At 65.0% G+C, this 25,063-nt stretch carries 23 protein-coding genes and 1 pseudogene; 13 read left to right on the top strand and 11 right to left on the bottom strand.

Translation table 11 applies throughout. From position 1 onward, the window contains the following. The 4 genes and pseudogenes from A5636_RS14040 to exaC form a co-directional block, all read right to left on the bottom strand. A pseudogene (locus A5636_RS14040) lies at positions 1-235 on the bottom strand (hypothetical protein); the annotation flags it as partial. After that, the gene (locus A5636_RS14035) at positions 228-506 is read right to left on the bottom strand and encodes a putative holin (RefSeq protein ID WP_172827234.1); all 279 of its coding nucleotides are present in this window, start codon (positions 504-506) and stop codon (positions 228-230) included. The gene A5636_RS14035 and the pseudogene A5636_RS14040, both read right to left, overlap by 8 nt. 19 nt (positions 507-525) lie before the next feature. Further along, complete coding sequence (locus tag A5636_RS14030) at positions 526-1,017, bottom strand: DUF779 domain-containing protein (protein WP_065159246.1); 492 nt, start codon at positions 1,015-1,017, stop codon at positions 526-528. After that, positions 1,017-2,540: an acetaldehyde dehydrogenase ExaC gene (exaC, locus tag A5636_RS14025; RefSeq protein ID WP_065159245.1), complete on the bottom strand. Its 1,524-nt coding sequence runs from the start codon at positions 2,538-2,540 to the stop codon at positions 1,017-1,019. Before exaC ends, A5636_RS14030 begins: the two co-directional genes overlap by 1 nt. Positions 2,541-2,596: 56 nt before the next feature. Here exaC and A5636_RS14020 point away from each other — a divergent pair, with 56 nt between their 5' ends. Continuing rightward, positions 2,597-4,636 (top strand): prolyl oligopeptidase family serine peptidase, encoded by a 2,040-nt coding sequence (locus tag A5636_RS14020; RefSeq protein WP_155763813.1) that lies wholly within the window; start codon positions 2,597-2,599, stop codon positions 4,634-4,636. A 9-nt stretch (positions 4,637-4,645) separates the two neighbouring features. Here the strand turns inward: A5636_RS14020 and A5636_RS14015 are convergent, their stop codons facing one another. Then, positions 4,646-6,010: a DUF2254 family protein gene (locus A5636_RS14015; protein WP_065159244.1), complete on the bottom strand. Its 1,365-nt coding sequence runs from the start codon at positions 6,008-6,010 to the stop codon at positions 4,646-4,648. 120 nt (positions 6,011-6,130) lie between these two features. Here A5636_RS14015 and A5636_RS14010 point away from each other — a divergent pair, with 120 nt between their 5' ends. The 4 genes from A5636_RS14010 (at position 6,131) to A5636_RS13995 (ending at position 9,145) form a co-directional block, all read left to right on the top strand. Beyond that, the gene (locus A5636_RS14010; protein WP_065159251.1) at positions 6,131-6,769 is read left to right on the top strand and encodes a DedA family protein; all 639 of its coding nucleotides are present in this window, start codon (positions 6,131-6,133) and stop codon (positions 6,767-6,769) included. 83 nt (positions 6,770-6,852) lie between these two features. Then, positions 6,853-7,761 carry a crotonase/enoyl-CoA hydratase family protein gene (locus A5636_RS14005; protein ID WP_065159243.1) on the top strand — a complete coding sequence of 303 codons (909 nt, stop codon included), beginning with the start codon at positions 6,853-6,855 and terminating at the stop codon, positions 7,759-7,761. A gap of 63 nt (positions 7,762-7,824) precedes the next feature. Beyond that, positions 7,825-8,286, top strand: coding sequence for a DUF5078 domain-containing protein (locus A5636_RS14000; protein WP_065159242.1), 462 nt, complete (start codon positions 7,825-7,827; stop codon positions 8,284-8,286). A 535-nt stretch (positions 8,287-8,821) separates the two neighbouring features. Next, the gene (locus tag A5636_RS13995) at positions 8,822-9,145 is read left to right on the top strand and encodes a hypothetical protein (protein WP_065159241.1); all 324 of its coding nucleotides are present in this window, start codon (positions 8,822-8,824) and stop codon (positions 9,143-9,145) included. 26 nt (positions 9,146-9,171) lie between these two features. Here A5636_RS13995 and A5636_RS13990 read toward each other — a convergent pair whose 3' ends face one another. The 3 genes from A5636_RS13990 to A5636_RS13980 all read right to left on the bottom strand — a co-directional run bounded on the left by A5636_RS13990 (position 9,172) and on the right by A5636_RS13980 (position 13,479). Further along, complete coding sequence (locus tag A5636_RS13990) at positions 9,172-12,117, bottom strand: RND family transporter (protein WP_065159240.1); 2,946 nt, start codon at positions 12,115-12,117, stop codon at positions 9,172-9,174. Then, on the bottom strand, positions 12,114-12,689 hold the full coding sequence (locus tag A5636_RS13985) for an MmpS family transport accessory protein (RefSeq protein WP_065159239.1): 576 nt from the start codon (positions 12,687-12,689) through the stop codon (positions 12,114-12,116). Before A5636_RS13985 ends, A5636_RS13990 begins: the two co-directional genes overlap by 4 nt. Positions 12,690-12,795: 106 nt before the next feature. Next, positions 12,796-13,479, bottom strand: a complete 684-nt coding sequence (locus tag A5636_RS13980) for a TetR family transcriptional regulator (RefSeq protein ID WP_065159238.1) — start codon at positions 13,477-13,479, stop codon at positions 12,796-12,798. A 268-nt stretch (positions 13,480-13,747) separates the two neighbouring features. Here A5636_RS13980 and A5636_RS13975 point away from each other — a divergent pair, with 268 nt between their 5' ends. From A5636_RS13975 to A5636_RS13960, 4 genes are all read left to right on the top strand, one after another. Continuing rightward, entirely contained in the window at positions 13,748-14,170 is a 423-nt protein-coding gene (locus A5636_RS13975) for an MmpS family protein (protein ID WP_065159237.1), read from the top strand. Beyond that, complete coding sequence (locus tag A5636_RS13970) at positions 14,167-17,064, top strand: RND family transporter (protein ID WP_065159236.1); 2,898 nt, start codon at positions 14,167-14,169, stop codon at positions 17,062-17,064. Before A5636_RS13975 ends, A5636_RS13970 begins: the two co-directional genes overlap by 4 nt. An 88-nt stretch (positions 17,065-17,152) precedes the next feature. Beyond that, positions 17,153-17,716, top strand: coding sequence for a sigma-70 family RNA polymerase sigma factor (locus tag A5636_RS13965; protein WP_065159250.1), 564 nt, complete (start codon positions 17,153-17,155; stop codon positions 17,714-17,716). Further along, complete coding sequence (locus A5636_RS13960; protein WP_065159235.1) at positions 17,713-18,417, top strand: anti-sigma factor; 705 nt, start codon at positions 17,713-17,715, stop codon at positions 18,415-18,417. Before A5636_RS13965 ends, A5636_RS13960 begins: the two co-directional genes overlap by 4 nt. Here A5636_RS13960 and A5636_RS13955 read toward each other — a convergent pair. After that, entirely contained in the window at positions 18,414-19,277 is an 864-nt protein-coding gene (locus A5636_RS13955) for a hypothetical protein (protein WP_065159234.1), read from the bottom strand. The two genes, A5636_RS13960 and A5636_RS13955, sit on opposite strands and share 4 nt — an antisense overlap. Before the next feature lie 9 nt (positions 19,278-19,286). Further along, positions 19,287-19,805: a mycothiol transferase gene (locus A5636_RS13950; RefSeq protein ID WP_065159233.1), complete on the bottom strand. Its 519-nt coding sequence runs from the start codon at positions 19,803-19,805 to the stop codon at positions 19,287-19,289. Positions 19,806-19,904: 99 nt separating this feature from the next. On the opposite strand from A5636_RS13950, the gene A5636_RS13945 reads away from it, so the two are divergent. From A5636_RS13945 to A5636_RS13930, 4 genes are all read left to right on the top strand, one after another. Next, positions 19,905-21,629 (top strand): N-acyl-D-amino-acid deacylase family protein, encoded by a 1,725-nt coding sequence (locus tag A5636_RS13945; RefSeq protein WP_065159232.1) that lies wholly within the window; start codon positions 19,905-19,907, stop codon positions 21,627-21,629. A gap of 95 nt (positions 21,630-21,724) precedes the next feature. Next, positions 21,725-23,218 carry a PPE family protein gene (locus A5636_RS13940; RefSeq protein ID WP_065159231.1) on the top strand — a complete coding sequence of 498 codons (1,494 nt, stop codon included), beginning with the start codon at positions 21,725-21,727 and terminating at the stop codon, positions 23,216-23,218. A 33-nt stretch (positions 23,219-23,251) separates the two neighbouring features. After that, positions 23,252-23,674, top strand: coding sequence for a hypothetical protein (locus tag A5636_RS13935; protein WP_065159230.1), 423 nt, complete (start codon positions 23,252-23,254; stop codon positions 23,672-23,674). Beyond that, positions 23,671-24,234 carry a carboxymuconolactone decarboxylase family protein gene (locus tag A5636_RS13930; RefSeq protein WP_065159229.1) on the top strand — a complete coding sequence of 188 codons (564 nt, stop codon included), beginning with the start codon at positions 23,671-23,673 and terminating at the stop codon, positions 24,232-24,234. Before A5636_RS13935 ends, A5636_RS13930 begins: the two co-directional genes overlap by 4 nt. Here A5636_RS13930 and A5636_RS13925 read toward each other — a convergent pair. Continuing rightward, a complete protein-coding gene (locus tag A5636_RS13925) occupies positions 24,223-25,047 on the bottom strand; it encodes an SDR family NAD(P)-dependent oxidoreductase (RefSeq protein ID WP_065159228.1) in 825 nt (274 codons plus the stop codon). The genes A5636_RS13930 and A5636_RS13925 overlap by 12 nt on opposite strands. Positions 25,048-25,063: the final 16 nt, after the last annotated feature.

The following is a 25,063-nucleotide window of genomic DNA, read 5'->3' as shown; positions in this document are numbered from 1 at the left end:
CGGCCTCGGGTTCCGCGACGGCAGGCTGGGCCGGCGCGGACTCTTTTACCGGCTCGTCCTCCAAGCCGGGCAGCGGCAGCACGGGTTGGGAACCCGTGTCGTCGAAGTCCGGCACGAACGGCACCGAGGGCTCGCCGGTGTCGTACTCCGCGCTCAGGGGCACCTCGCCGCTGTCGAAGTCCGGCACAAAGGGTTCGGTTCCCGGATTGGACTCGCGGTCAGCCTCGTCAGCCACCGTTGACCACCCGCAGCGCGACGAGCATGCCCAGCCAGCCGGGCGCCAGGGCCAGGATTGCCGCTCCCAGCATGGTCACCCAGCGCCGGCCGGCGAACACGATCAGCGACAAACCGATCACGCTGGGAATCCCCACAACAAGCGCGACCGCGACATCCGGACGCATCCGGGTGTGGACCAGCAGGTTGGTCGCCACACCGAGCAGTTGCCCGAGGGCGCTCCCGACCAGCATGGCGCCGGCGAGCAACCACGCACGCGGAAGGGGAATCACGCTGTACGACTCTACTGAGTCAGCGTCCGGGGCTCGGGCACGTTCCCGGCGCGTCCTGCGGGTCCCTCGGGTCCACCACAAAGCCTCGGGCCGACGGGCGTTCGCCGCGTTCATACGCCGCCCCGGTAATCACTGCAACGTCCGCCAACCGCTCCTTCTCGGCGTCGGTGAAGACCCGGCCGCGGCTCAGAAACCGCACTCCCTCGGGTGCCTCCAGACTGAACCCGCCGCCACGTCCCGGCACCACGTCGATCACCAATTGGGTGTGTTTCCAGGCTTGATACTGCGGACCTGAGATCCACACCGGCACACCCTCCGGACCGACGTCGAGCACACCCAGCAGGACGTCGCGGTCCCCGATCAGGAAGTCGTCGCGCGGGTAACACATCGGCGAGGACCCGTCGCAGCAGCCACCTGATTGGTGAAACATCACCGGACCGTGCCGGTCGTGCAGACGGGCCAGCAGCGCGGCTGCCTCCGTGGTGATGAGCGCTCCGGGCGGAGCGTCCATCAGAAGAATCCCAGCGCCTTGTCGGAGTAGGACGTCAGCAGGTTCTTGGTCTGCTGATAGTGCTCGAGTGCCATCTTGTGGCCTTCTCGACCGAAACCCGACTGCTTGTAGCCACCGAACGCGGAGTGCGGCGGATAGACGTGGTAGCAGTTCACCCAGACCCGTCCGGCCTTGATTTCCCGGCCGGCCCGGTAGGCGGTGTTGCCGTCGCGACTCCACACGCCGGCGCCCAGGCCGTACAGGGTGTCGTTGGCGATTCCCATGGCGTCGTTGTAGTCGGTGAACGGCGTAACCGTCACGACCGGACCGAATATCTCCTCTTGGAAAACCCGCATCTTGTTGTTGCCGGTGAAGATCGTTGGCTGCATGTAGAAGCCGCCGGACAGGTCCCCGCCCAGCTCGGCGCGCTCACCGCCGGTGATGATCTTGGCGCCCTCGCCCTTGCCTATCTCGATGTAGGACAGGATCTTTTCCAGCTGGTCGTTCGAGGCCTGGGAACCGAGCATGGTTTCCGAATCCAGCGGGTCGCCCTGCCGCACCGCCTTGGTGCGGATCGCCGCCAGTTCCAGGAACTCGTCGTGGATGTCGGACTGGATCAGGCTGCGCGACGGGCACGTGCACACCTCACCCTGGTTGAGGGCGAACATCGTGAACCCTTCCAGCGCCTTGTCCTGGAAGTCGTCGTTGGCGGCCATCACGTCGGAGAAGAAGATGTTCGGGCTCTTGCCGCCGAGTTCCAGGGTGACCGGAATCAGGTTCTGCGAGGCGTACTGCATGATCAGTCGCCCGGTGGTGGTCTCACCGGTGAACGCGATCTTGGCGATCCGGTCGCTGGAGGCCAGCGGTTTGCCGGCTTCGGCGCCGAATCCGTTGACGACGTTGACCACACCGGGCGGCAGCAGGTCACCGATCAGAGACATCAGGAACAGAATCGAAGCCGGGGTCTGCTCGGCCGGCTTGAGCACGATTGCGTTTCCGGCTGCCAGCGCGGGCGCCAGCTTCCAGGAGCCCATCAGGATCGGGAAGTTCCACGGGATGATCTGCCCGACCACGCCGAGGGGTTCGTGGAAGTGGTAGGCGACGGTGTCCTCGTCAATTTGGGACAGGGCACCTTCCTGGGACCGGATGGCCGCGGCGAAGTACCGGAAGTGGTCGGCGGCCAATGGGATGTCGGCGGCTATCGCCTCGCGGATCGGTTTGCCGTTGTCCCACACCTCGGCCACGGCCAACGCATGCTTGTGCTCGTCGATGCGGTCGGCGATCTTGTTCAGGATCGCGGCCCGTTCGGCGGGAGAGGTCTTGCCCCACGCCGGCGCCGCCGCGTGCGCGGCGTCGAGAGCCTTCTCGATGTCGGCTTCGTCGGAGCGTGGGATCTCGCAGAACGGCTGACCGGTTACCGGCGTCGGGTTCTCGAAGTACCGGCCCGCGGTGGGCGCCACCCACTCGCCGCCGATGAAGTTGCCGTACCGAGAGTCATACGACATCAACGCGCCGGAAGCTCCCGGACGTGCAAAAACAGGCATCTGCTCGGCTCCTCGTTAGTTCATGTAATACGGCTCACATTACCGCTGTGGCCACAATGGGGGTCATGACAGCTGAGGCGGAAGACCCCTACCTGTGGCTCGAGGATGTCACCGGCGAGGAAGCACTGGACTGGGTGCGGGCGCGTAACGAGCCGACCAAGGCCGAGTTCTGCGACGACGAGTTCGAAAGGATGCGCGCCGAGGCGCTGGAGGTGCTCGACACCGACGCCCGGATCCCCTACGTACGTCGACGCGGCGACTACCTCTACGACTTCTGGCGCGACGGCACCAACCCCCGCGGGTTGTGGCGGCGCACCACTCTGGATAGCTACCGCACCGATGCGCCGGAATGGGACGTCCTGATCGACGTCGACGAACTGGGTCGAACCGACGGCAACAACTGGGTGTGGGCCGGCGCCGACGTGCTCGAACCCGAACTCACCCGCGCGCTGGTCAGTTTGTCGCCCGGCGGTTCGGACGCTGTCGTCGTGCGCGAGTTCGACATGCAGACACGTGAATTCGTCGCCGACGGATTCGAGTTGCCCGAGGCGAAGTCGCAGATCGGTTGGGATGATCCGGACACGGTCCTGGTGGGCACCGACTTCGGGCCCGATTCGCTGACCCAATCCGGTTACCCGCGCATCGTCAAACGGTGGCGCCGTGGCACACCGCTGGCCGAGGCCGAGACGATCTTCGAGGGGGAAAGCACCGACGTCAGTGCCGGCGGTTCCACCGACCGCACACCAGGTTTCGAACGCACCTTCGTGGGCCGCTCGCTGGATTTCTGGAACCGGCAGCGCTACGAGTTACGGGGCACCGAACTGATTCCCGTCGACGTGCCCACCGACGCGAGCAGCATGTCGGTGCACCGCGAGTGGTTGCTCATCGATCTGCGCACGGATTGGTCCGTCGGCGGGACGACCTACCGCGCCGGATCCCTGCTGGCCGCTAAATACGACGAATTTTTGTCCGGCTCAAGGGATTTGCAGGTGGTGTTCGAACCCGATGAGCACACCTGCCTGTATCACTACGCATGGATTCGGGACCGCCTGCTGCTCGTTTCGCTGGCCGACGTCGCCAGCCGTGTCGAGATCGTGACGCCGGGCAGTTGGCAGCGCGAATCGATCCCGGGCCTCCCCCCGTCTACCAACACGGTGATCGTGGCCGCCGACGACACCGGCGAGGAGTTCTTTCTGGACTCCAGCGGGTTCACCGCGCCATCGCGGTTGCTGCGCGGTACCGATCCCGGAACCGGCGCGGTGGAACTCGAGGAGATCAAGTCCGCGCCGTCGTTCTTCGATGCCGAAAACATTGCGGTGGCACAGTATTTCGCGACATCGAAGGACGGAACCTCGGTCCCGTACTTCGTGGTGCGGCCCGCCGGGAGCGACGGGCCCGCCCCTACGCTGCTCTACGGTTACGGCGGCTTCGAGGCGGCGAACACGCCGGGCTACAGCGGTGTGCTGGGCCGGTTGTGGTTGTCCCGCGGCGGCACCTACGTGCTGGCCAACATCCGCGGCGGGGGCGAGTACGGCCCCGGCTGGCACACCCAGGCGATGCGCGAGGGCCGGCACAAAGTGGCCGAGGACTTCGCCGCGGTGGCAGACGACTTGGTGGCGCGGGGCATCACCACCCCCGCGCAACTTGGCGCTCAGGGCGGCAGCAACGGCGGCTTGCTGATGGGCATCATGTTGACCAAGTACCCGGACAAGTTCGGAGCACTGGTCTGCAGCGTGCCGCTGCTCGACATGAAGCGCTACCACCTGCTGCTGGCCGGCGCCTCCTGGATGGCCGAATACGGCAATCCCGACGACCCCGATGACTGGGCGTTCATCTCCGAATATTCGCCCTACCAGAATATTTCGGCCGATCGGAAGTACCCGCCGATCCTGATGACCACCTCCACCCGTGACGACCGGGTGCATCCGGGCCATGCCCGCAAGATGACCGCCGCATTGGAAGCGCTCGGCCACCAGGTCTGGTACTACGAGAACATCGAGGGCGGACATGGCGGTGCGGCGGACAACGAGCAGCTCGCGTTCAAGTCGGCGTTGAGCTACTCGTTCCTGTGGCGAAAGTTGGCTCGCCGACCATAGCCGGCGGTATCAGCTGGACAATTGGTCGTTCAGCCGTGCCTCTACGTGTTCGAGTTCGGTCGCCGCTTCGGTGTGGCCGTGCTGCGAGAGCACCCGGCGCAATTCGGTCAACACTCGATCGAGGTCGGCGGTGAAGGGGTGCCGGGTGGCCGTCGGCAGCGCATAGCGCAACTGCATCGCCGCGGTGCGCTGGTCGTCCTCGGACAGCTGCGGAATCGCCTTCGCGAACACGTCCAGCACCCTGGCACACGTTTGATGCTGGCCACCGTTGATGGCACCGACCGCGATGCTGGCCAGTGACGCCAGCACCTCGGAAATCGTGTCGTCGGTGTAGACCACCGGCAGCGCCGGTTCTCCGTCGCTGGGCGTGGCAGCAGCTGCGGACTCGCGCGACCAGCGGGCAAGCAGAACGTAGAGGCCGTCGACCGCCACCAGGGCGGCCTCCGGATCCCGTTGTGTCGCAGCGGCCCAGCCCATACTGGACAGCTGGTGCACACCGTAGGACGGTTCGCGGTCCAGTTGCCGCTCCCTGCCGCACCGCAACGCGTCCAGCACGGCATCGGCCAGGCGGGCGCGTTCCTCGGCGCTTTCGGCTCGCACGGTGGCCAGCTCGGAGCCGGAGACGAAGTGACTGCCCAGCTTGGCGACGAACTCGATCTCGGCTTCACCACTAGTTGATTCGAGGGCACGCCGCAGGGTGTTCAGGTGGATGTCCACGAGATAGCCGCTGCACTCGGAACGCACGGTGGTTGCCGGCAGATGCTCGAGCAACGACTTGTCCCGCATCCGGCGTATCCAGCTCAGCTGTTCGGTGCGGGTTGCGATGGTGTGCTGCACGATGCGTTCCACGACCGAGGGCGGCCGCAGCTGGTCGAGCACCAGGTAGCCGAAGACCACCAGACCGGACAGGGCCAGCACGCTCAGGATCAGGGCGAGCGCGGTACTGAAAACCGCATGCTCGGGATCGACGAGCGCCAGCACAACCACGTAGTAGGCCGACAGTCCGGCGAAGTATCCGAAAAAGGCCTGGTTCACCCGGCGCCGCAGAAACTGTTCGACCACCACCCAGGTGAAGACATCGGACATTCGGTGCACCAGGGTGAGCAGCAGCACGAAGGTGATGGTCATCAGGGTGAGCATTCCGGGAGCCACCGTGCGCAGCATCGATTGGTTTTCCTGCGGCGGGGCCACTTTGGCCAGCACATGCGTGGCGGGCTTGAGCCATTCGGCATCGGAGCCGTCCAGCACGCTGGTGATCAGTCCCAGCACGATGAACCCGGCGATGATTGCCAGCGGCACCGACAGAAACTCTTGGAGCGCCCGCTGCAAGCCGCTCTCGCGCCGCGGCCGCGCCGTCCCTGCCGTGGGGCGCATTCTGTTCCCACCCTCCCGCCGGTGACTGCTCGCCGTCGTTGATACCCGTTTGAGCAGGCGGCGAACCGGCCCTGACCGCCGCAATGTCTAGTTACGCCGGACTTCGGGCACCCTGTGCTGATGTCCTCACAGCTGCCAGGAGTGTTCCAGTCGTTTGCCCCCACGCTCGATCGCTACGGGTACGCGGCCGTGATCCTGCTGGTCGGACTGGAGGGTGTGGGAATCCCGTTGCCCGGCCAGATCATCCTGATCGCCGCGGGAATCTATGCGGGCGCCGGTGAGCTGAGCCTGGCGCTGGTGTTGATCGCGGGGTTCCTGGCAGCGGTGTGCGGTGACAACACCGGTTACGCCATCGGGCGCTTCGGGGGCCGCGCGCTGGTGTTGCGGTTCGGGCGATACGTGTTCCTCACCGAGAAGCGGCTCGCGGCGACCGAGCGCTTCTTCGCCAGGCGGGGCGTTTTCGTCGTGCTCATCGGCCGGTTCGTGGACGGGTTGCGTCAGGCGAGCGGGATCGTGTGCGGACTGGCACGGATGAAGTGGCGGCGCTACTTCGCCTTCAACGCGCTCGGATCCACCTTGTGGGTCGGCGCCTGGGTGTTCGCCGGTTACCTCGCCGGCAGCCACATCGCGGCGATCTACGCCACGGTTTCGCACCACGCGAAGTACCTGTTCGCCGGGCTGGCCGTGCTTGTGACGGCCGCTTTGGCGGGCTGGGCGCTCAAGCGCCGTTACAACCGGCAGGCCGCTGCCGAATGCTGACCGGCGGAGCTTGACACTGTCGTCCGCGACCGGCTTCGCTTCGGGCTATGTCCTCTCACATGCCCACTGACATGCCCTCTCACATGCCCCCTGAATTCGAAACGCTGCTCTATCGCACAGCCGGCCCGGTGGCCACCATCACCCTGAACCGTCCAGAGCAGCTCAACACCATCGTTCCGCCCATGCCGGACGAGATCGAGGCTGCGATCGGGCTGGCCGATCGCGACGACGACATCAAGGTCATCGTGCTGCGCGGCGCGGGACGCGCGTTCTGCGCCGGCTATAACTTCGGCGAGGGCTTTCGCCATTGGGAAGACGTGATGAACACCGACGGACGGTGGGATCCGGGCAAGGACTTCGCGATGGTGACCGCCCGGACGGGCCCGCACCAGAAATTCATGGCCATCTGGCGGGCCACCAAGCCGGTGATCGCCCAGGTGCACGGCTGGTGCGTCGGCGGCGGCAGCGACTACGCGTTGTGCGCCGACCTGGTCATCGCCAGTGAGGACGCCGTGATCGGAACCCCGTACAGCCGGATGTGGGGCGCCTACCTGACGGGCATGTGGATGTACCGGCTGAGCCTGGCCAAAGCCAAGTGGCACGCGCTGACCGGACGGCCGCTGACCGGCGTGCAGGCCGCGGAGATCGAACTGATCAACGAGGCGGTCCCGTTCGACCGACTGGAAGCCCGGGTCGCTGAAATCGCGGCCGAACTGGCGCAGATCCCGTTGTCGCAGTTGCGGGCGCAGAAACTGGTGGTCAACCAGGCCTACGAGAACATGGGCCTGGCCTCCACCCAATTGTTGGGCGGCATCCTCGACGGGTTGATGCGCAACACTCCTGAGGCGCACGACTTCATTCAGACCGCGCAAGCCGACGGTGTGCGGGCCGCGGTGGAGCGCCGGGACGGCCCGTTCGGGGACTACAGCCAAGCTCCGCCCGAGCTGCGGCCGAACCCGTCACACTTGATAGTTCCTGATGGTGACGGGTAGTAAGATCGCCTAGGAAATTGTCTGGGAATTCCTCGCCACCTCGAAAGTGTTACGGTAATCAATATGTCTCGGCTGAGTATCGGCCTGCGTGCAGGCGCTGTTTTCATTGCTTTTTTCACCGCTCTCGCGATCGCCGCCGCGGTCTTCCCGAAAGCCGCAGTGGCCGATTCCACCGAGGATTTCCCGATACCGCGCAGGATGATCGCGACCACCTGCGACGCCGAACAATATTTGGCGGCCGTCAGGGATACCAGTCCGGTGTACTACCAGCGGTACATGATCGACTTCAACAACCACGCGAACCTGCAAGAAGCGACGATCAACAAGGCGCACTGGTTTTTCTCGCTGTCACCCGCGGAGCGTAGGGACTACTCGGAAAACTTCTACAACGGCGATCCGCTGACATTCGCTTGGGTCAACCACATGAAGATTTTCTTCAACAACAAAGGCGTGGTCGCCAAGGCCACTGATGCGTGCAACGGATACCCGGCCGGCGACATGTCGCTCTGGAACTGGGCCGGGTAGGGCGCATTCATGGGCGCACGCAGGTTCGTCGGTGTGACGACAATGATGGTGGCCGCTGCAGTCGCGGCCTTGATCGGAAGTAGTCCAGCGCACGCCGATAGCGACCTCGGGAAACAATGCTCGCCAGAAGGCGCGAAAGTGTGGGGAAAACCAGGCCCGATCTACTGTGAGCGGCAGGCGGACGGGCAGCTGCAATGGGTTTCCATTCCTGTCTCAGCAATGTGTGTGGCGTTCTGCGTCAATCAACCCTGAATAGTTCCTGAGAATCTGTCCTCGGCCGGTCCGGAGTAATCCCCATCCGGTAGTGACCATTGCTCGGACTGATCCGACTCCTTACCAGGGAAATGCCGGACGCAGGCAACCGAAAGTATCGTTTTTCGGCCGAAGTTCGACCTCTGCTGCGGCCGTATCAACCTCATCTCCACCCTTGCCGCGGCGGGGTATAGGTATCCATAATGGAACCTCCGGCCAGCCGAACATCCGCTCGGTGTGCAAGCGATGGGTGCGACTGGTTCCGGAAGCTGGAGGTCATCGCATGAGCCAAACTACTGGCAACGGGATCCCTGGCACGCTGGCGGCACTCGACTGGCAGGCGATCGAGTGTCAATCCGACATCGGCTGCAGCAACCGCGCGACCTTCATCGTCCACCGGCACGCGGTGGACGAATGCAACCACCCGCAAGTCGACCCGTTCGGGAACATCGTCGAGATCCTGTGCATCGCCTGTCTGTGGCGCGCCGAGGCCGAAGTCCTGGTCCAGGTCGGTCAGCTGCGCCGCTCACCGGACGCCTACTGCCTGACGTGCGGTGCGCCGGTCACCGAACTCAGCGACATCATGCGCGACGTCGCTTCTATCTGATCTCAGTAGTGCGGCTCGTGCTGATCTCAGTAGTGCGGCTGCGTGGCGACGCGGTTTGCGTTCGGCGGGTCGGAACGGTCGTCGTCCTCCCGTAGCAACGCGCGAACCGCTGGGCGTGGCCCGAAGGGCCGCAGCATCTGACTGGACGGGCGGGTGCGTACCCGCGTGGGCCACCAGAACCAGCGGCCGAACAAGGTAGCTAGCGACGGCGTCATGAACGATCGCACGATCAAGGTGTCGAACAACAGCCCGAGCGCGATCGTCGTACCCACCTGGGCCATCACCCGCAGTGGGCTGAACATGAACGTCGCCATGGTGGCGGCGAACACCAGACCGGCGGAGGTCACCACCGAACCCGAACCGGCCATCGCGCGGATCGTCCCGGTCTTGAGCCCGGCGCGGATTTCCTCCTTCAACCGCGATATCAGCAGCAGGTTGTAGTCCGAGCCCACCGCCAACAGCAGGATGATCGCCATCGCCAACACCATCCAGTGCAACTTGATGCCCAGGATGTACTGCCACAACAGCACCGAAAGTCCGAACGATGCGCCCAGGGAAAGCAACACGGTGCCGACGATCACGAAGGCCGCCACGACGCTTCGAGTGATCACCAGCATGATGATGAAAATCAGTGTGGCCGCGGAGATTCCGGCGATCAGCAGGTCAATGTTGGAGCCGTCGTGCATGTCCTTGTACGTCGCGGCGGTGCCCCCGAGGTAGACCTTGGCACCTTCCCAGGGCGTGCCCTTGATCGCCTCGTGCACGGCCTGCTTGATCGGTTCGATGTTCTTGATGCCTTCGGGCGTCGCCGGGTCGCCTTCGTGCGAGATGATCAGCCGGACAGCGTGCCCGTCCGGCGATATGAACTGTTTGAGACCCCGCGCGAAGTCTGGGCTCTGGAACGCCTCTGGCGGAAGGTAGAACGTGTCGTCGTTCTTCGCTCTGTCGAATGCATCTCCCTGAGCGGTGGCGTTGTCGGCCTGCGCTCTTGCCTGCGCGTTGAGACCCGCAGTGGTCGCATAGTTCGACATGATGGTGTCGAGGTTGCGCTGCTGGCTCTCGATTTGCGGGGGTATCAAGGCCACGAGCTTGGGCTGAATCTGGTCCAGCTTGTCCAGGTTCGCGCTCAGGCTCAGGATGTTCTGCGCCACTTGGTCGATCCCGTCGAGCGCATTGAAGATGGACCGCAGCGCCCAGCAAATCGGAATGTCGTAGCAGTGTTTCTCCCAGTAGAAGTAGCTACGGATCGGCCGGAAGAAGTCGTCGAAGGTGGCGATGTCGTCGCGCAAAGCCTCGGTGATCTGCACGGTCTCTTTGGTGAGCACGGTGGTTTCGTGCGTCGTATTGCTGAGTTCCTGGGTGACCTGCATCTGCTCGTGCAGCGTTGCCATCGTCTTCCGCAACTCGTCGGCCTGTGTCAGCAGATTTTTCGCCTGCTCATCCTGATAGTGCTGCGTCTGGATCCGTCCGGCGGCTTGGGCACCCATCTGGAAACCAAGGGTGCTGTGGTCCAGTGGCGTTCCCAACGGTCGGGTGATGGTCTGCACCCGGCCGATGCCGGGGATGTGGAAGACCGCCTTGGCGACTTTGTCCAGGACGAGGAAGTCGGCCGAGTTACGCAGATCATGATCGGTCTCGATCATCAACAGCTCAGGATTGAGCCGCGCCTGGTCGAAGTGCCGGTCCGCGGCCGCGTAACCGACATTGGCTGGCGTGCTTGCCGGCAGATAATGCCGGTTGTCGTAGTCCGTCTTGTAGCCGGGCAGCGCGAGCAGACCGACCAGTGCAATCGCGATGGTCACCGCCAAAACCGGTGCCGGCCAACGCACGACGGCGGTGCCCAGGCGACGCCAGCCGCGGGTCTGCAGCTTGCGCTTCGGATCCATCAGCTTGAAAAACGAAGCCACCGTCAGCAACGCCGGGCCCAGCGTCAACGCGGCTAGCACCGCGACCAGCATGCCTACCGCACAAGGCACCCCCAGCGACGAGAAATAGGGCAAGCGGCAGAAGCTCAGGCAATACATTGCCCCGGCGATGGTCAGTCCCGATCCCAGCACGACATGCGCAGTGCTGTGGAACATGGTGTAGAACGCTTGTTCGCGGGTCTCGCCGATACCACGGGCCTCCTGATAGCGGCCCACCACGAAGATCGCGTAATCCGTCCCCGCGGCGATTGCCATCAGCACCAGCATGTTGTTGGCGAACGTGGAAAGCCCCATGATGCCGTAGTTTCCGAGCGTCGCGACCACTCCGCGGGCCGCGGCCAACTCGATGAAGACCATGGCCAGCATGACCAGCACGGTGGTGATCGATCGGTAGACGATCAGCAGCATCACCACAATCACCAGGATGGTGATGAGGGTGACCAGCATGATGCCCTTCTCACCCGAATGGGACTGGTCGGCGAACAGCGGACCCGCGCCGGTGACGTATGCCTTGATTCCAGGCGGAGCGGGCACCGAGTCCACCATTTTGCGGAGCGCCAGCGAAGACTCGTCCGCCATCCCGCCGCCCATGTTGCCGGACAGGTAGACCTGGACGTATGCGGCCTTTTGATCGTGGCTCTGGGAACCCGCGGCCGTCAGCGGATCACTCCAGAAATCCTGTACGTGCTGCACGTGTTTGGTGTCTTGCTCGACGCGTTTGACGATCTCGTCGTAGTAGCGGTGCGCCTCGGCCCCGAGTGGCTTGTTGCCCTCGATCAAGATCATGGCCGAGTTGTCGGAATCGAACTCTTTGAACGTCTTTCCGATATGCATCATCGACTGAAAGGACGCCGCGTCAGTCGGACTCATCGACACCGAGTGGGTTTTGGCAACGACCTCCAACTGCGGAGCGACGGTGTTGGTCACGAACACAATGCCCAGCCAGATCAGGACGATCGGCAGCGCCAGTCGATGGATCATCCGGGGCAGGAACGGCGGGATCAGCGGCTGCTCGACGCGCGGCGGAGCCTCGGCAGTCTCGCTCATGCGGACTTGTCCAGGCAGTAGACGAACGCGTTCACCGTCTGTTCGGGGGGTGACTGGTTCGGCGCCTTGATGACGTCGCCGCGGCCGTCGTTGTTGTTCACCAGAAACCGGCAGGCGATCCAGCTGCCGGTCCCCTGCGCTATCAGATTGGCCGGGATCCCGGGCTTCGTCGACTTCAACTCCGTCTTCCAGGGTAGGGGCACGTTGAGGGCCTGCTGAGGATGAGAGTTCTCGTCGAGGTAGTTGATGGTTGCCGTGCTACCCGGCGAACCCCATACCTCGAGTGTGATCGTTTTCGGGTTGAACTGGTCGATGACGTCACCGGATGAACCGCCACCGAATGAACCGCTGTGCACGCCGAAGACACCGTGCAACCGGTGGACCACAAATCCCGATAGTGCGACGACGACTAGCACGGTGAGGATGAGCCAAAACCGGGTGACGAGGCGCATGAATCCTCTGCGCTTAATCGGTTGGCGAGTCGCTGCGTTGCTTTTGTCGCCAGCGGAGCTTTTGCCGCTAGCCGAGTCCGGGATGGTCAACGGCTCGGTCCTCGGCTCTGTCGTCGTCATCGGAGCTTTCCTCACCACTACGAGAGCCGCCAACTAGTTAGCCTGTATGTCAACTTAGCTACCCTAACCTGTGCAGAACCGTGGCTGACACCTTTCGACGCGCTTGTCATCGGGCCCCCGAAATCGAGCCGATGCAGGTGGCGGTGAGCACCCGGGTGAGCGCCGGGCCGAACTCGATGTTCCATTCGGCCGGCAGCACCTCCGGTTCCTCCTCGTAGACGTCGGAGATCTTCGCCGGCGGATTGGCGATCTGCCAGAACGCGGCGGCCAGCGAGTAAGCGGCAATCAGGACGTCAAAGGATCCCGAGCGCCCCAGCACGGGCAGTGCCTGTTCGATGGCGTCGGCCAGCGCGATCGCGGCGGCCGAAATCGTTCGCCGGATCTCGATGACTCGCTCGATTTCTACCTCGTGTTCGAGGTGCAGATGAAGATTGGCAAGCAAGTCACAGAACAGGGGATCGGCGGCCAAGCCGTTGGCCAGCACCTCGGCAACCTGCTCCGGGGTGAGATCGGGTTTGCTCAGCTTCTCGCACACGGTGCCCGACCATTTCACCCAGCCCTCGGCGGCCAGATGTAACAGGACTTCTTTGTGTGAGGTGAAGTAGCGGCGCACGGCCGAGTAGTGGATTCCGGCGCGACTGGCTACCGCCGTCAACGTCACCGAGGCGACGCCGGCCTCGACTGCGAGCGAGCGCGCGGCTTCGACGAGCGCGGCGGCGCGCTGGCGCTTGTTCTCCTCCGTGCGAGCCCGCCGGAATGCAAGTTGCGCCACCGGCAGAGGATAACGCACAGTATGTGATTTGCATAACGCACGGGATGTGATTTGTGCTGGTAGGCGCGCCCGCGCGGCTTCTTTTACGCACGTGATATGCGTTACACTCGTCGCGCGAGACCGGCAACGCGGAGCGAGCCCACGCCGGCGTGTTTAACTTAGGTTAGGCTTGGTTGCTCGCGAGGGCGCGAATACGGCTATCGCTGAACAGGTTCGAACCTGCGCGGAAGGGTATCGTTCCGCCGCAGCATTTGCCGACCGATGAAAGGGATCCGAGATTTTCAAGGTGCTGTCGCGGGCGTGGATCCCGTTGGTGGTCCTGGCGGTGATCGTCGTCGGGGGTTTCACCGTGCACCGGGTCCGCGGCTTCTTCGGCTCGGAAAAACGCGAGTCATATGCCGACAGCAATCTCGACAACAGCAAACCCTTCAATCCCAAAGAGCTCACTTACGAGATCTTCGGCCCGCCCGGGACGGTCGCCGATATCAGCTACTTCGATGTCAACTCCGACCCGGTGCGGGTGGATGGCGCCGTGTTGCCGTGGTCGTTGCATGTCACGACCAATCTGGCGGCAGTGATGGGAAATATTGTGGCGCAAGGCAATAGCAACAGCATCGGTTGCCGGATCACGGTGGACGGTGTGGTGAAAGCCGAGCGGGTGTCCAACGAGGTCAACGCCTATACCTATTGCCTGGTGAAATCCGCGTGAGCGTGCAATACGCGAACGATCCCGACAACGTCCGTACCCACACCGAAAGGCCAATGGTCGCGCGGGTCATCCATGCGCTCGCGCTGCCTATCATCCTCGCCTGGCTGGCGGTGTGCGTGGTGCTCAGCGTCTTCGTGCCGTCCCTGGAAGTCGTCGGACAAGAACGTTCGGTATCGCTGAGCCCTCAAGAGGCCCCGTCGTTCGAGGCGATGGCCCGGATCGGCAAGGTGTTCCAGGAAGGCAACTCCGACAGCCAGGCGATGCTCATCCTGGAGGGCAAGGACCGTCTTGGTGACGAAGCCCACCGGTATTACGACAACTTGATCCGTAAATTGCGGGCGGACAAGCACGTTCAGAGTGTTCAGGACTTCTGGGGTGATCCGCTCACGGCGGCGGGCGCGCAGAGCAACGACGGCAAGGCCGCCTACGTCCAGCTGGCGCTGGCCGGCAACCAGGGTGAGCCGTTGGCAAACGAGTCCATCGATGCCGTCCGCAAGATCGTCAAAGAGACTCACGCCCCGCCGGGGATCACCACTTACGTCACCGGCGCGGCCGCCCTCGCGTCGGACATGCATATCGCGGGCGACAAATCCATGGTCAAGATCACGGCCACCACGGTGGCGGTGATCTTCGTGATGTTGATGTTCGTGTACCGCTCGGTCATCACCGTGATTGTGCTGCTGCTCACCGTCGGGGTCGAGTTGAGCGTGGCGCGCGGCGTGGTCGCGCTCCTGGGCCACAGTGGCGCCATCGGGCTGTCCACCTTCGCGGTGAGCCTGCTGACGTCGCTGGCCATCGCGGCCGGCACCGACTACGGGATCTTCATCTTCGGCCGATATCAGGAGGCCCGCCAGGCCGGGGAGGATCGGGAGACCGCGTTCTACACCATGTATCGCGGTGTCGCACACGTCATCCTGGGCTCCGGATTAACGATCGCCGGCGCAACCTTCTGCCTCAAGTTCGCCCGGATGCCGTACTTCGAGACCCTCGGCATCCCCTGCGCGGTGGGGATGTTCGCTGCGGTCATAGTCGCCCTGACTCTTGGGCCGGCGGCACTGGTCGTCGGCAGCCGGTTCGGGCTGTTCGACCCGAAGCGGTTACTCAAGGTCCGCGGCTGGCGACGGGTCGGCACGGTCGTTGTCCGTTGGCCACTGCCGGTTCTCGCCGCGACGATGGCCATCGCCCTGGTCGGGTTGCTCGCACTGCCGGGCTACCGGACCAACTACAACGACCGGGCGTACCTGCCCCCGGATATCCCTGCGAACGAAGGGTTCGCCGCCGCCGATCGCCACTTTTCCCAAGCCCGGATGAAACCGGAGATCGTGATGATCGAGTCCGATCACGATTTGCGTAATCCCGCGGATTTCCTCGTTTTGGACAAAGTCGCCAAGAGCATCTTCCGGGTGCCCGGCATCTCGCGCGTGCAGGCGATCACCAGGCCGGACGGCACCGCCATGGAGCACACATCCATCCCGTTCCAGATCAGCATGCAGAACGCCGGTCAGGTGCAGACCATGAAGTACCAGCGCGACCGCATGGACGACATGCTCAAGCAGGCCGACGAAATGGCCAAGACGACCGCGCTGATGAAGCGCATGTACGCGCTGATGACGCAACTGGTGGGCACCACCCACAAAATGGTGCAGGACACGGTGGAGATGCAGGAGATCACCACCGAATTGCGGGATCACATCGCGGATTTCGACGACTTCTGGCGGCCGATCAGGTCCTACTTCTACTGGGAGAAGCACTGCTACGACATCCCGATATGCTGGTCATTCCGGTCGATATTCGACGCGTTGGACGGGTTGGACCAGATCGACGAGCGACTCGACGTCCTGGTTTCCGACATCAAGGATCTGGACCGGTTGATGCCGCAGATGATTGCCACGTTCCCGCCGATGATCGAAACCATGGAAAGCATGCGAACCATGATGCTGACCATGCACAGCACCATGAACGGCATCTACAGCCAGATGGACGAGATGACCGAGAACGCCAACGCCATGGGCAAGGCGTTCGACGCTGCCAAGAACGACGATTCGTTCTACCTGCCACCAGAAGTGTTCAAGAACAAGGACTTTCAGCGCGCGATGAAGTCCTTCCTGTCGCCGGACGGGCAAGCGGCCCGCTTCATCGTTTTGCACCGCGGAGATCCGCAGTCCGCCGACGGCATTGCCAGTATCAACAAGATTCGCACCGCGACCGAGGAGGCCCTCAAGGGAACACCCCTGGAAGACTCCAAGATCTACGTGGCGGGCACCGCGGCGGTGTTCAAGGACATCTCCGAAGGCGCCAACTGGGACCTGCTCATCGCGGGTATCGCCTCGCTGTGCCTGATCTTCATCATCATGCTGATCCTCACCCGCGCGTTCATCGCCGCCGCCGTCATCGTCGGCACGGTCGCCCTGTCGCTGGGCGCCTCGTTCGGATTGTCGGTGTTGGTCTGGCAGCACATCCTTGCCATCGACCTGCACTACATGGTGATGGCGATGTCGGTGATCGTGCTGCTGGCGGTGGGATCTGACTACAACCTGCTGTTGGTATCCCGGTTCAAAGAGGAGATCCACGCCGGCCTGAATACCGGAATCATCCGCTCCATGGGCGGCACCGGCAAAGTGGTGACCAACGCGGGTCTGGTGTTCGCGTTCACCATGGCGTCCATGGCCGTCAGCGACCTTCGGGTGGTCGGGCAGATCGGCACCACCATCGGTCTGGGTCTGCTGTTCGACACCCTGATCGTGCGTTCGTTCATGACCCCGTCCATCGCCGCCCTGCTGGGCCGCTGGTTCTGGTGGCCGATGCGGGTGCGCTCGCGCCCGGCCCGCAGCCCCGCGCTGCCTCGCACCGACCAGCCCACTGAACGCGTGGCCGCGCTGCGCGGCGAGCACTGAACCCCCGGCACCCGACCATCCGCGCCGCTGGGCGCTCCGAATACTCGGTATGCGGCAGATGGCGGCCCCGGCGTTAGGCTACCCAGCGATGGATGGGCCTTTGCAGACCGGCAGCGACCTGGACGCCTTGCTGCGTCGGGTCGCCCGTGGTGACGACGCCGCGTTCGCCGCGTTCTACGACCAGACCAAGACTCGGGTGTACGGACTGGTCACCAGAGTGTTGCGTGATGCCGGCTACAGCGAGGAGACCACTCAGGAGATCTACCTCGAGGTGTGGCGGACGGCGTCGGGCTTCGATGCAGCCAAGGGTTCGGCGTTGGCCTGGCTGTTGACCATGGCGCATCGGCGAGCGATCGACCGGGTGCGTAGCGAGCAGGCCGGTACCCAGCGTGAAACACGTTATGGCGTAACAAATCTTGAGCCGGCTATCGATGTGGTCGCGGACTCGGCCATCACCGGTGACGAGCGCCGCCGGGTGCTTCGGTGCCTGGAAGCATTGACTGATACGCAGCGCCAATGCATCGAATTGGCGTACTACGGCGGGCTCACCTATGCCGAGGTGTCCCAGCGTCTGGCCGCAAACCTGTCGACGGTCAAATCGCGGATGCGTGACGCGCTGCGTGGCCTACGCAACTGCCTGGGCGTGGCATGACTGAACCCACCGAATTCGAGTTGCTCGACCTGGCGACCCCCTATGCGCTGCACGCGATGTCCGACACCGAGCGTGCTGCGATCGACGATCGGCTCGCGGCGCTGCCCGCGCCGGTCGCGGCGGCCTTCCACGACGAGGTGCGCGCCGTCCGAGAGACGATGGCGGTGCTCGCCTCGGCCAACACCGCCGAACCGCCGGACCGGCTGCGCACTGCCGTCCTCGCCGGGACAAACCCGCCGAAGCCCGATATCGGGTACCAAAACCGCTGGCGCAGAGCACTTCTTGCCACTGCCGCGGCGGTCGTGATTGGACTGGGCGCGTACGGACTCGGCACGCTGACCCGGCCGCCGGCAAAGCAGACCGTTGCTGAGCAGGTGCTGGGTGCGCCGGATGTGCGGACAGTCTCCCGGCCATTGGGTCCCGGGACAGCCACAGTGATGTTTTCCCGCGACCGCAATGCCGCGGTGCTGGTGATGAACAACGTGCCGCCGCCATCGCCGGGCACGGTGTACCAGATGTGGTTGATGGGAGCCAATGGCCCGACGTCGGCGGGCACCATGGGCGCGGCCGCCGTGGCGCCGTCGACGAAAGCGATGCTGGACGACTTGGGCGGTTCGACGGGGCTGGCCTTCACCGTCGAACCGGGTACCGGATCGACGCAACCCACCGGAGCCATCCTGGCCCAACTGCCACTTAGCTAGCGGGGCGTTTCTCCGAAGCTGCCCAGCATCGCCACCAGCACGCCGACCAGCACCAGAACCACACCCGCAGCAAGGGTCAAATTGAGCCACAGGTGCATGCTGCCTTCGGCGTGGCCGACCATCACGTCGGCGATCCGGCGGATGTCGCCGGTGGTGCGATTGAGCGCCACGTTCAGGTATCGCCCCGCGACCTCCATGCCTGCCCATCCCGCCGCACCGACCAGCAACGCAGAGATGCCCAGGCCGGTCAGCGCCTTGCCGCGACGTCGGGCGAGCGCCAGCATCAGCAGACCGAACAGACCGGTGAGTCCCGCCGCACCGACGCTCACCCACGGTCCCCAAACCGCCCACCGGTGCAGTTCGCCCTGCCGTAGCGGCTGACCCTCGGTGACGGTGAGCGGGACGGTCAATGTCTCGGGCACACTGACGTGGTAGCCGCTCAACACCTCCATGATCGTGCTGTCTCGCAGCAGCGGCGCGACGTCGATCACCAGCTGGTCGCCGCCGGCGCGGGGAGCGCTGAACAACCAGTCATGCGCGGCCCGGTTCACGCGGGCGAACAGCGGCGGAAACGCCGGGCTCGCGGTGAAGGAGGCGGCGACGAGACGGATTCTCGAAGTGTCGGCCGGCCCGGGTCCGCCATCTTGCTCAGGGCTGCGCTCAGCAATCAGGGTCGTCGCTCTGGCACTGAGTTCGGCCGCCATGGCCGCCTGCAGCGCTGGATCCTGCGCCGCCCGCTCGGCCAGCTGCGCGTACCCGTCCTCGTCGACAATATTGCGCTGTGCCCACACGGCCGGGACCGCGACGGCCAGGGCGACCGTGGCGGCCAACCAGAACACAACGACCCCCAGGAAGCGCACCCCAGGAATCTACTGTGCGATCCCCCGCAGGTACGCCGCCTGACCGAGGTGCTGCGCGCAGTCGTCGATGATGCTGACCAGGCGCGCACTCGCGGTCACCGGCGGATCCCAGTTGGTGTCCACGACGCGCGCCAAGTCCGCTGGGGTCACACCGGCGACGTACTCCAAAGTGAGCTCATGCACGGCGTGGTAATACCCGGCCAGCAGGTCGGCGGGCGCATGCACCTTGGCGACGTCGTCGGGGCCGTGCCCGTACCCGGTGTCGTCGCGGGGAAGGTCGAGGGCGAACCGGTCCGCCCAGCCATCGCGGGTCCACACCTGCTCCACACCCGCAACGTCAGCCAGCTGAGCGTCTTGAACCCGGGCACTGTGCCACAGCAGCCAGGCGACGCTGTTCGCGTCCGGCGTCGGACGGTAGTCGGCCACCTCCTCGGTGAGACCGTCGGTGACGTCGTCGGCATGCTCGATCAGCCGGGTGAACGCGTCGCGTAGCAGTTCCTGGGCGGCGAGGGCATCAGTGGGGGCCATCTACCCGACCCTACGGGCGGGAGGCCAGTCGATACCGAGGTGATCGATCACACGGCCGATCCTGGCACGAGGCACCGACACGGTCGTAGATTTGTTCAGGTGAGCTACGACCTTCTCCTGCGCAACGGCACCATCGTCGACGGGTCAGGGGGTGAGCCGTACGTCGGCGACGTCGCTGTCAAGGACGGGGTCATCGTCGCGGTGGGCAGCGTTGGCGGCGATGCGGCCCGGGAAATCGACGCCACCGGACTGCTGGTCACTCCGGGTTTCGTCGACCTGCACACCCATTACGATGGCCAGGCCATCTGGTCGGAGCGCCTGACGCCGTCGTCCGCGCATGGCGTAACGACGGTGGTGATGGGTAACTGCGGGGTCGGCTTCGCGCCCTGCCGCCAGGAAGATCACGACGTGCTCGTCGACGTGATGGCCGGCGTCGAGGACATTCCCGGGGTTGTCATGACCGACGGCCTGCCGTGGACGTGGGAGACCTTCCCCGAATTCATGGACGCGCTGGAGGCCGGCAGGCGGGATATCGACGTCGCCGCCTATCTGCCGCACTCGCCACTGCGGGTCTTCGTGATGGGCCGGCGCGGCGCGGACCGCGAGCCTGCCACGCCCGACGACTTGGCGCAGATGCGCCACCTGGCGCAGGAAGCTTTGGAGGCCGGAGCCCTCGGCTTCGCCTCGTCCCGGTTGACCATCCACAAGACGGAGAGCGGCGCTGCGATTCCGAGTTACGACGCCGCCCGCGAGGAGATCGAAGAAATCGCTCGCGGTGTGGTTGACGGCGGTGGCGGCTTGCTCCAGTTCGTCCCCGACATTCCTGCCGGTGGCTACCAGCCCGTACTCCAGACGGTGTTCGACGTTGCCGAGGACGTCGGGTTGCCGGTGACTTTCACGCTGATCGTCGGCAATACCGGTGATCCGTTCTGGCCCGATGCCATCACCATGGTCGAGAAGGCGAACGCCGCGGGCGGCGATATCACCGCGCAGTTACTCCCCCGCCCCATCGGGTTGATCATCGGCCTGCAACTTTCGGCCAACCCGTTCGTGCTCTATCCGAGCTACCGGGAAATCGCGGACTTGCCGCTCGCCGAGCGCGTCGCTGAGATGCGCAAGCCCGACGTGCGTGCCCGGATCCTCGCCGACAAGCCGGGCACGGGGCATCCGATCCTGTACGTCGCGCAGGCGTGGGACTGGATTTTCCCGCTGGGCGACAATCCCGACTACGAGCCGTCGCCGTCGGACAGCATCGGCGCCCGAGCACGGGCGCGCGGCGTGAACCCGCTCGAGGAGGCTTACGACCGTCTCCTGGACGACGACGGCCACGCCATGTTGCTGGTCGCCATGAGCAACCTGGAGAACAACTCGCTGGACACCGTCGGCAAGCTGTTGCACCGCGACGACGTCGTGCTCGGCTTGGGTGACGGCGGCGCGCATTACGGCATGATTTGCGACGCCAGCTACTCCACCTACTTCCTGGCGCACTGGGCCCGGGACCGCGACTCCGGGCGGTTCACGATCGCCGAAGCGGTCCGCGAACTCACCTCCGTGCCGGCCCGGGTGGCCGGGCTCGCCGACCGCGGCCGGATCGCCGTCGGCTACAAGGCGGACCTCAATGTGATCGACCATGCCGCGCTGCGGCTGCACAAGCCGATCATCACCCACGACCTGCCCGCGGGCGGTAGACGGCTGGATCAGAAGGCCGACGGGTATGTCGCGACGGTGGTGTCCGGGGAGGTCATCGCGGAGCACGGAGTGCCCACCGCCGCCCGCCCCGGCAAGCTGATTCGGGGTCGCCAGGCCGCTCCCGTCCCGGTCTGACCTCCATAGGGAAGACGGTCGGGCCGCCTAGAATTCGCGGCACCGGGATAGCCAATCCGCCCACGTTAAAAGCGTCCGGCGGGTAGGTTGAGTTGGTGACAAGCCCGCATTTCGCGTGGTTGCCGCCAGAAATCAACTCGGCACTGATGTTCGCCGGTCCCGGCGCGGGGCCGCTACTTGCTGCTGCCTCGGCGTGGGGCGGCTTGGCCGAAGAGTTGGCTTCAGCGGTGTCATCCTTCACTCAAGTTACCGAGGAACTCACCAGCGGATCCTGGCAGGGGGCATCGGCCGCAGCCATGATGGTCGTCGCTACGCAATACATGGGATGGCTGAGCGCGGCGGCGGCCCAAGCCGAGCAAGCCGCCGCTCAAGCGACGGCGACAGCGTCGGCATTCGAGGCGGCGCTGGCATCGACCGTGCAGCCCGCGGTGGTCGCAGCAAACCGCGGCCTGGTGCAAATGCTGGCCTCGACGAACTTCTTCGGCATGAACTGGCCGGCGATCATGGACACCGAATCCGCCTACGAGCAGATGTGGGCGTTGGACGTGGCCGCGATGGCGAACTACCACTTCGACGCGTCGGCGGCGGCGGCCCAGCTGGCACCGTGGCAGCAGGTGCTGCGCAACCTCGGAATCGATATCGGCAAGAACGGCCAGATCAACTTCGGCTTCGGCAACAGCGGCAGCGGCAACATCGGCAATTACAACGTCGGCAACAACAACCTCGGCAGTGGAAACTTCGGCAGCGGCAACCTCGGTAGCGGCAACAGTGGTAGCGGCAACATCGGCATCGGCAATACGGGCAACAACAACCTCGGCCTCGGCAACCTCGGCAGCAACAACATCGGTTTCGCCAACACCGGCAGCGACGCGTTCGGCTTCGGTCTCACCGGCGACAACAAGTTCGGTTTCGGCGGGTTCAACTCCGGGAGCGGGAACAGCGGCTTCGGGAACTCCGGCACCGGCAACACCGGCTTCTTCAACTCCGGCAACGGAAACCTCGGGGTGGGCAATTCCGGTTCGCTGAACGCCGGGCTGGGCAACTCGGGAACGATCAACAGCAGCATGGGCAGTGCCATGAACTACTGGCACTCTGGGTTTGCTGACAGCCTGGGCCACGTGGTCGGCGCCGACGGGCTGGCCGGTTCGGCGCACTACGCGACCGGCGGCCTGAGCACGGCGGCGTTGGGCTCTGGCCTGATCGGTTCGGCGCTGGCCAATACCGGGGGGCTGCACTCGGGACTGGTGGGCGCGCTGAACTCCGGACTGGGCAGCGCGCCCGTGGTTGCGCCGGCCGCCGGCGGGGTCGCCAGTGTCGACGCGGGCAGCGCCGGACCCGTTTCCGCCAACGCGACCAGCAGCCCGGCCGCCAACGCGGGTCTGCGCACAGCCGCCGGAACCCCGGTGACCGGCTTCGTCAACCCCAGTCATGCCGACCAGGGCCTGCGAACCACGCTGGGCCGCGAATCGGGCATCGGCAACCCGAGCCTGCCGAATTCTGGCATCCCCAAGTCGAACTTCTACCCGGCCGCCGAACGCGATACGGGTGACCAGAGCCGGATCATCCAGTTCCCGATCCGGCCCGAGTGATCCTGAGTAACACGACGCCTATCCTCGGGTCCCATGAGTGCTAAGACCGCCAAGAAGGTAGATTTCGACCGGCTGGCGACGGCGCTGCCGGACTTCCCGTTCGGTTATCTGGTCAGCGTCGACGACAACTACCGCGTGCACACCGTCACGGTCGATCCGGTGCTGCGGGGCGGGGTGCTGGATGTCGGGGTGATCGGCGGTGGCACCCGCAGGAACGTCACTCGACGCAATTCGGTCACCGTCCTGTTCCCGCCTGCCGAGCCGAGCGGCTACTCGCTCATCGTCGATGGCACCGCGGAGCTGTCCGACGACGACCCCGACATCGGCACCGTCCGCTGTGTGGTCGTTCCCACGCGCGCGCTGCTGCATCGCAACGCCGATGCCCCCTCGGCGGCGAAGGGTTGCCTGCACGACTGCGTGGTGTTCTCGCTTCCGGCTCAGGTTCCGGGTCAGTGAGCCGCGTAGCACCGCTCGCTCCACCGTGGAGTGCCGAGGACGCTGCTTCGATCAACAGTTGGGGCCACCCGGACCGCACCTACGAGCCCCTGCTGCTGGTGCGTTGCCTACAGCGGCATCCCGCGCTGGCCACCCGGCTGCGCAAGCTCGGCGAGTCGCTGTACGTCACCGCGCTGTTGCCGCCGCGGACCCGCACGATCGCCATCCTTCGGGTCTGTGCACTGGTGGGTTGCGAGTACGAATGGGGCGGGCAGGCGGCCTTTTGGGGGCCGATCGCCGGGGTCGCCGACGACGAATGCGACGCGCTGGTCACGGGCGGAGCGGACGACTCGCGCTGGGCACCGGCGGAGCAACAGCTGATCGCCGCGGTAGATGAACTGGAGCAGACCGGTACGTGGTCGGAGGCGACCTGGACGGCGCTCGGTCGCGACCTCGACGACGAGCAGCGCATCGAGTTGCTCACGGCCATTGGTTGGTACCGGACCATCTGCACCCTGTGCAACGCTCTGGCGCTGCCCGCGGAACCGTGGATGCGGCGCTGGCCCCGGTCAACTCACTGACAGGTCCCTCTTCAGACCGGGGTGCTGACTCTTCAGCAGCGGCAGCAGCAGCCGTCGCGGCATGAACTGAAACAGTCGGGTGCTGACCACATTCGGGATACCGGCGATGACCGTGCCGCGATCGCCGGCCAGCGCTTCGATGCCGGTGCGCGCGACCTCACGGGACGGTTTCCACAGGAACTTCGGGAAGGCGGCCGCGAAGGTCCGCTCGTCCATGCCCGCGCTCTTCAGGAACTCGGTGCGTACCGGTCCGGGTACCAACAGCGCCACGGTGACGCCGGTGCCGGCGAGTTCGCCGCGCAGCCCCTCGGTGTACGACTTCACGAATGCTTTGGTGGCGGCGTAGCCGGCCTGCCCCGGGAAGGGGTGGTATCCCGCGGTGGAACCGACGTTGAGGATCGCCCCGCGGCCGCGCGGCACCATCTGCTGAACGGCGCGCGTTGACAGGTCGATGACCGCCTCCACGTTCACCCGCACCTGCGCGACCTCGTCCGCGACGTCGACCTTGGTCACCGATCCGATGGTGCCGACGCCGGCGTTGTTGACCAGGATGTCGACGGTCAGACCACGGCGCCCGGTCTCGTCGAACAGGGCCGCACGGGCTGCCGCGTCCCCGACATCACCGGCGATCACCTCGACGCGGACATCCTTGGCAAGTTCGTCCGCCAAGGCTCGGAGCCGGTCCTCGCGCCGGGCCACCAGCGTGAGGCCGTACCCGCGCTGGGCCAGCTCCCGCGCGATGTCGGCACCGATGCCCGACGACGCTCCGGTGACGATGGCGGTGCTGGTCGGTGCGGGAGGCGGGAGGGCCATTTCTCAACCCTACGCA

It is taken from the genome of Mycobacterium asiaticum, from assembly GCF_001673315.1.
In the GTDB taxonomy this organism is placed as follows: domain Bacteria; phylum Actinomycetota; class Actinomycetes; order Mycobacteriales; family Mycobacteriaceae; genus Mycobacterium; species Mycobacterium asiaticum_B.
This window is presented reverse-complemented; position numbering and strand designations above follow the sequence as displayed.

Excerpts from the sequence above, each read along its gene's own strand:
- A5636_RS14030 (WP_065159246.1), bottom strand. The coding sequence starts at position 1,017 with ATGGACGCTCCGCCCGGAGCGCTCATCACCACGGAGGCAGCCGCGCTG.
- exaC (WP_065159245.1), bottom strand. The coding sequence starts at position 2,540 with ATGCCTGTTTTTGCACGTCCGGGAGCTTCCGGCGCGTTGATGTCGTAT.
- A5636_RS14020 (WP_155763813.1), top strand. The coding sequence starts at position 2,597 with ATGGGGGTCATGACAGCTGAGGCGGAAGACCCCTACCTGTGGCTCGAG.
- A5636_RS14015 (WP_065159244.1), bottom strand. The coding sequence starts at position 6,010 with ATGCGCCCCACGGCAGGGACGGCGCGGCCGCGGCGCGAGAGCGGCTTG.
- A5636_RS14010 (WP_065159251.1), top strand. The coding sequence starts at position 6,131 with ATGTCCTCACAGCTGCCAGGAGTGTTCCAGTCGTTTGCCCCCACGCTC.
- A5636_RS14005 (WP_065159243.1), top strand. The coding sequence starts at position 6,853 with ATGCCCCCTGAATTCGAAACGCTGCTCTATCGCACAGCCGGCCCGGTG.
- A5636_RS14000 (WP_065159242.1), top strand. The coding sequence starts at position 7,825 with ATGTCTCGGCTGAGTATCGGCCTGCGTGCAGGCGCTGTTTTCATTGCT.
- A5636_RS13995 (WP_065159241.1), top strand. The coding sequence starts at position 8,822 with ATGAGCCAAACTACTGGCAACGGGATCCCTGGCACGCTGGCGGCACTC.
- A5636_RS13990 (WP_065159240.1), bottom strand. The coding sequence starts at position 12,117 with ATGAGCGAGACTGCCGAGGCTCCGCCGCGCGTCGAGCAGCCGCTGATC.
- A5636_RS13985 (WP_065159239.1), bottom strand. The coding sequence starts at position 12,689 with ATGACGACGACAGAGCCGAGGACCGAGCCGTTGACCATCCCGGACTCG.
- A5636_RS13965 (WP_065159250.1), top strand. The coding sequence starts at position 17,153 with ATGGATGGGCCTTTGCAGACCGGCAGCGACCTGGACGCCTTGCTGCGT.
- A5636_RS13960 (WP_065159235.1), top strand. The coding sequence starts at position 17,713 with ATGACTGAACCCACCGAATTCGAGTTGCTCGACCTGGCGACCCCCTAT.
- A5636_RS13950 (WP_065159233.1), bottom strand. The coding sequence starts at position 19,805 with ATGGCCCCCACTGATGCCCTCGCCGCCCAGGAACTGCTACGCGACGCG.
- A5636_RS13935 (WP_065159230.1), top strand. The coding sequence starts at position 23,252 with ATGAGTGCTAAGACCGCCAAGAAGGTAGATTTCGACCGGCTGGCGACG.
- A5636_RS13925 (WP_065159228.1), bottom strand. The coding sequence starts at position 25,047 with ATGGCCCTCCCGCCTCCCGCACCGACCAGCACCGCCATCGTCACCGGA.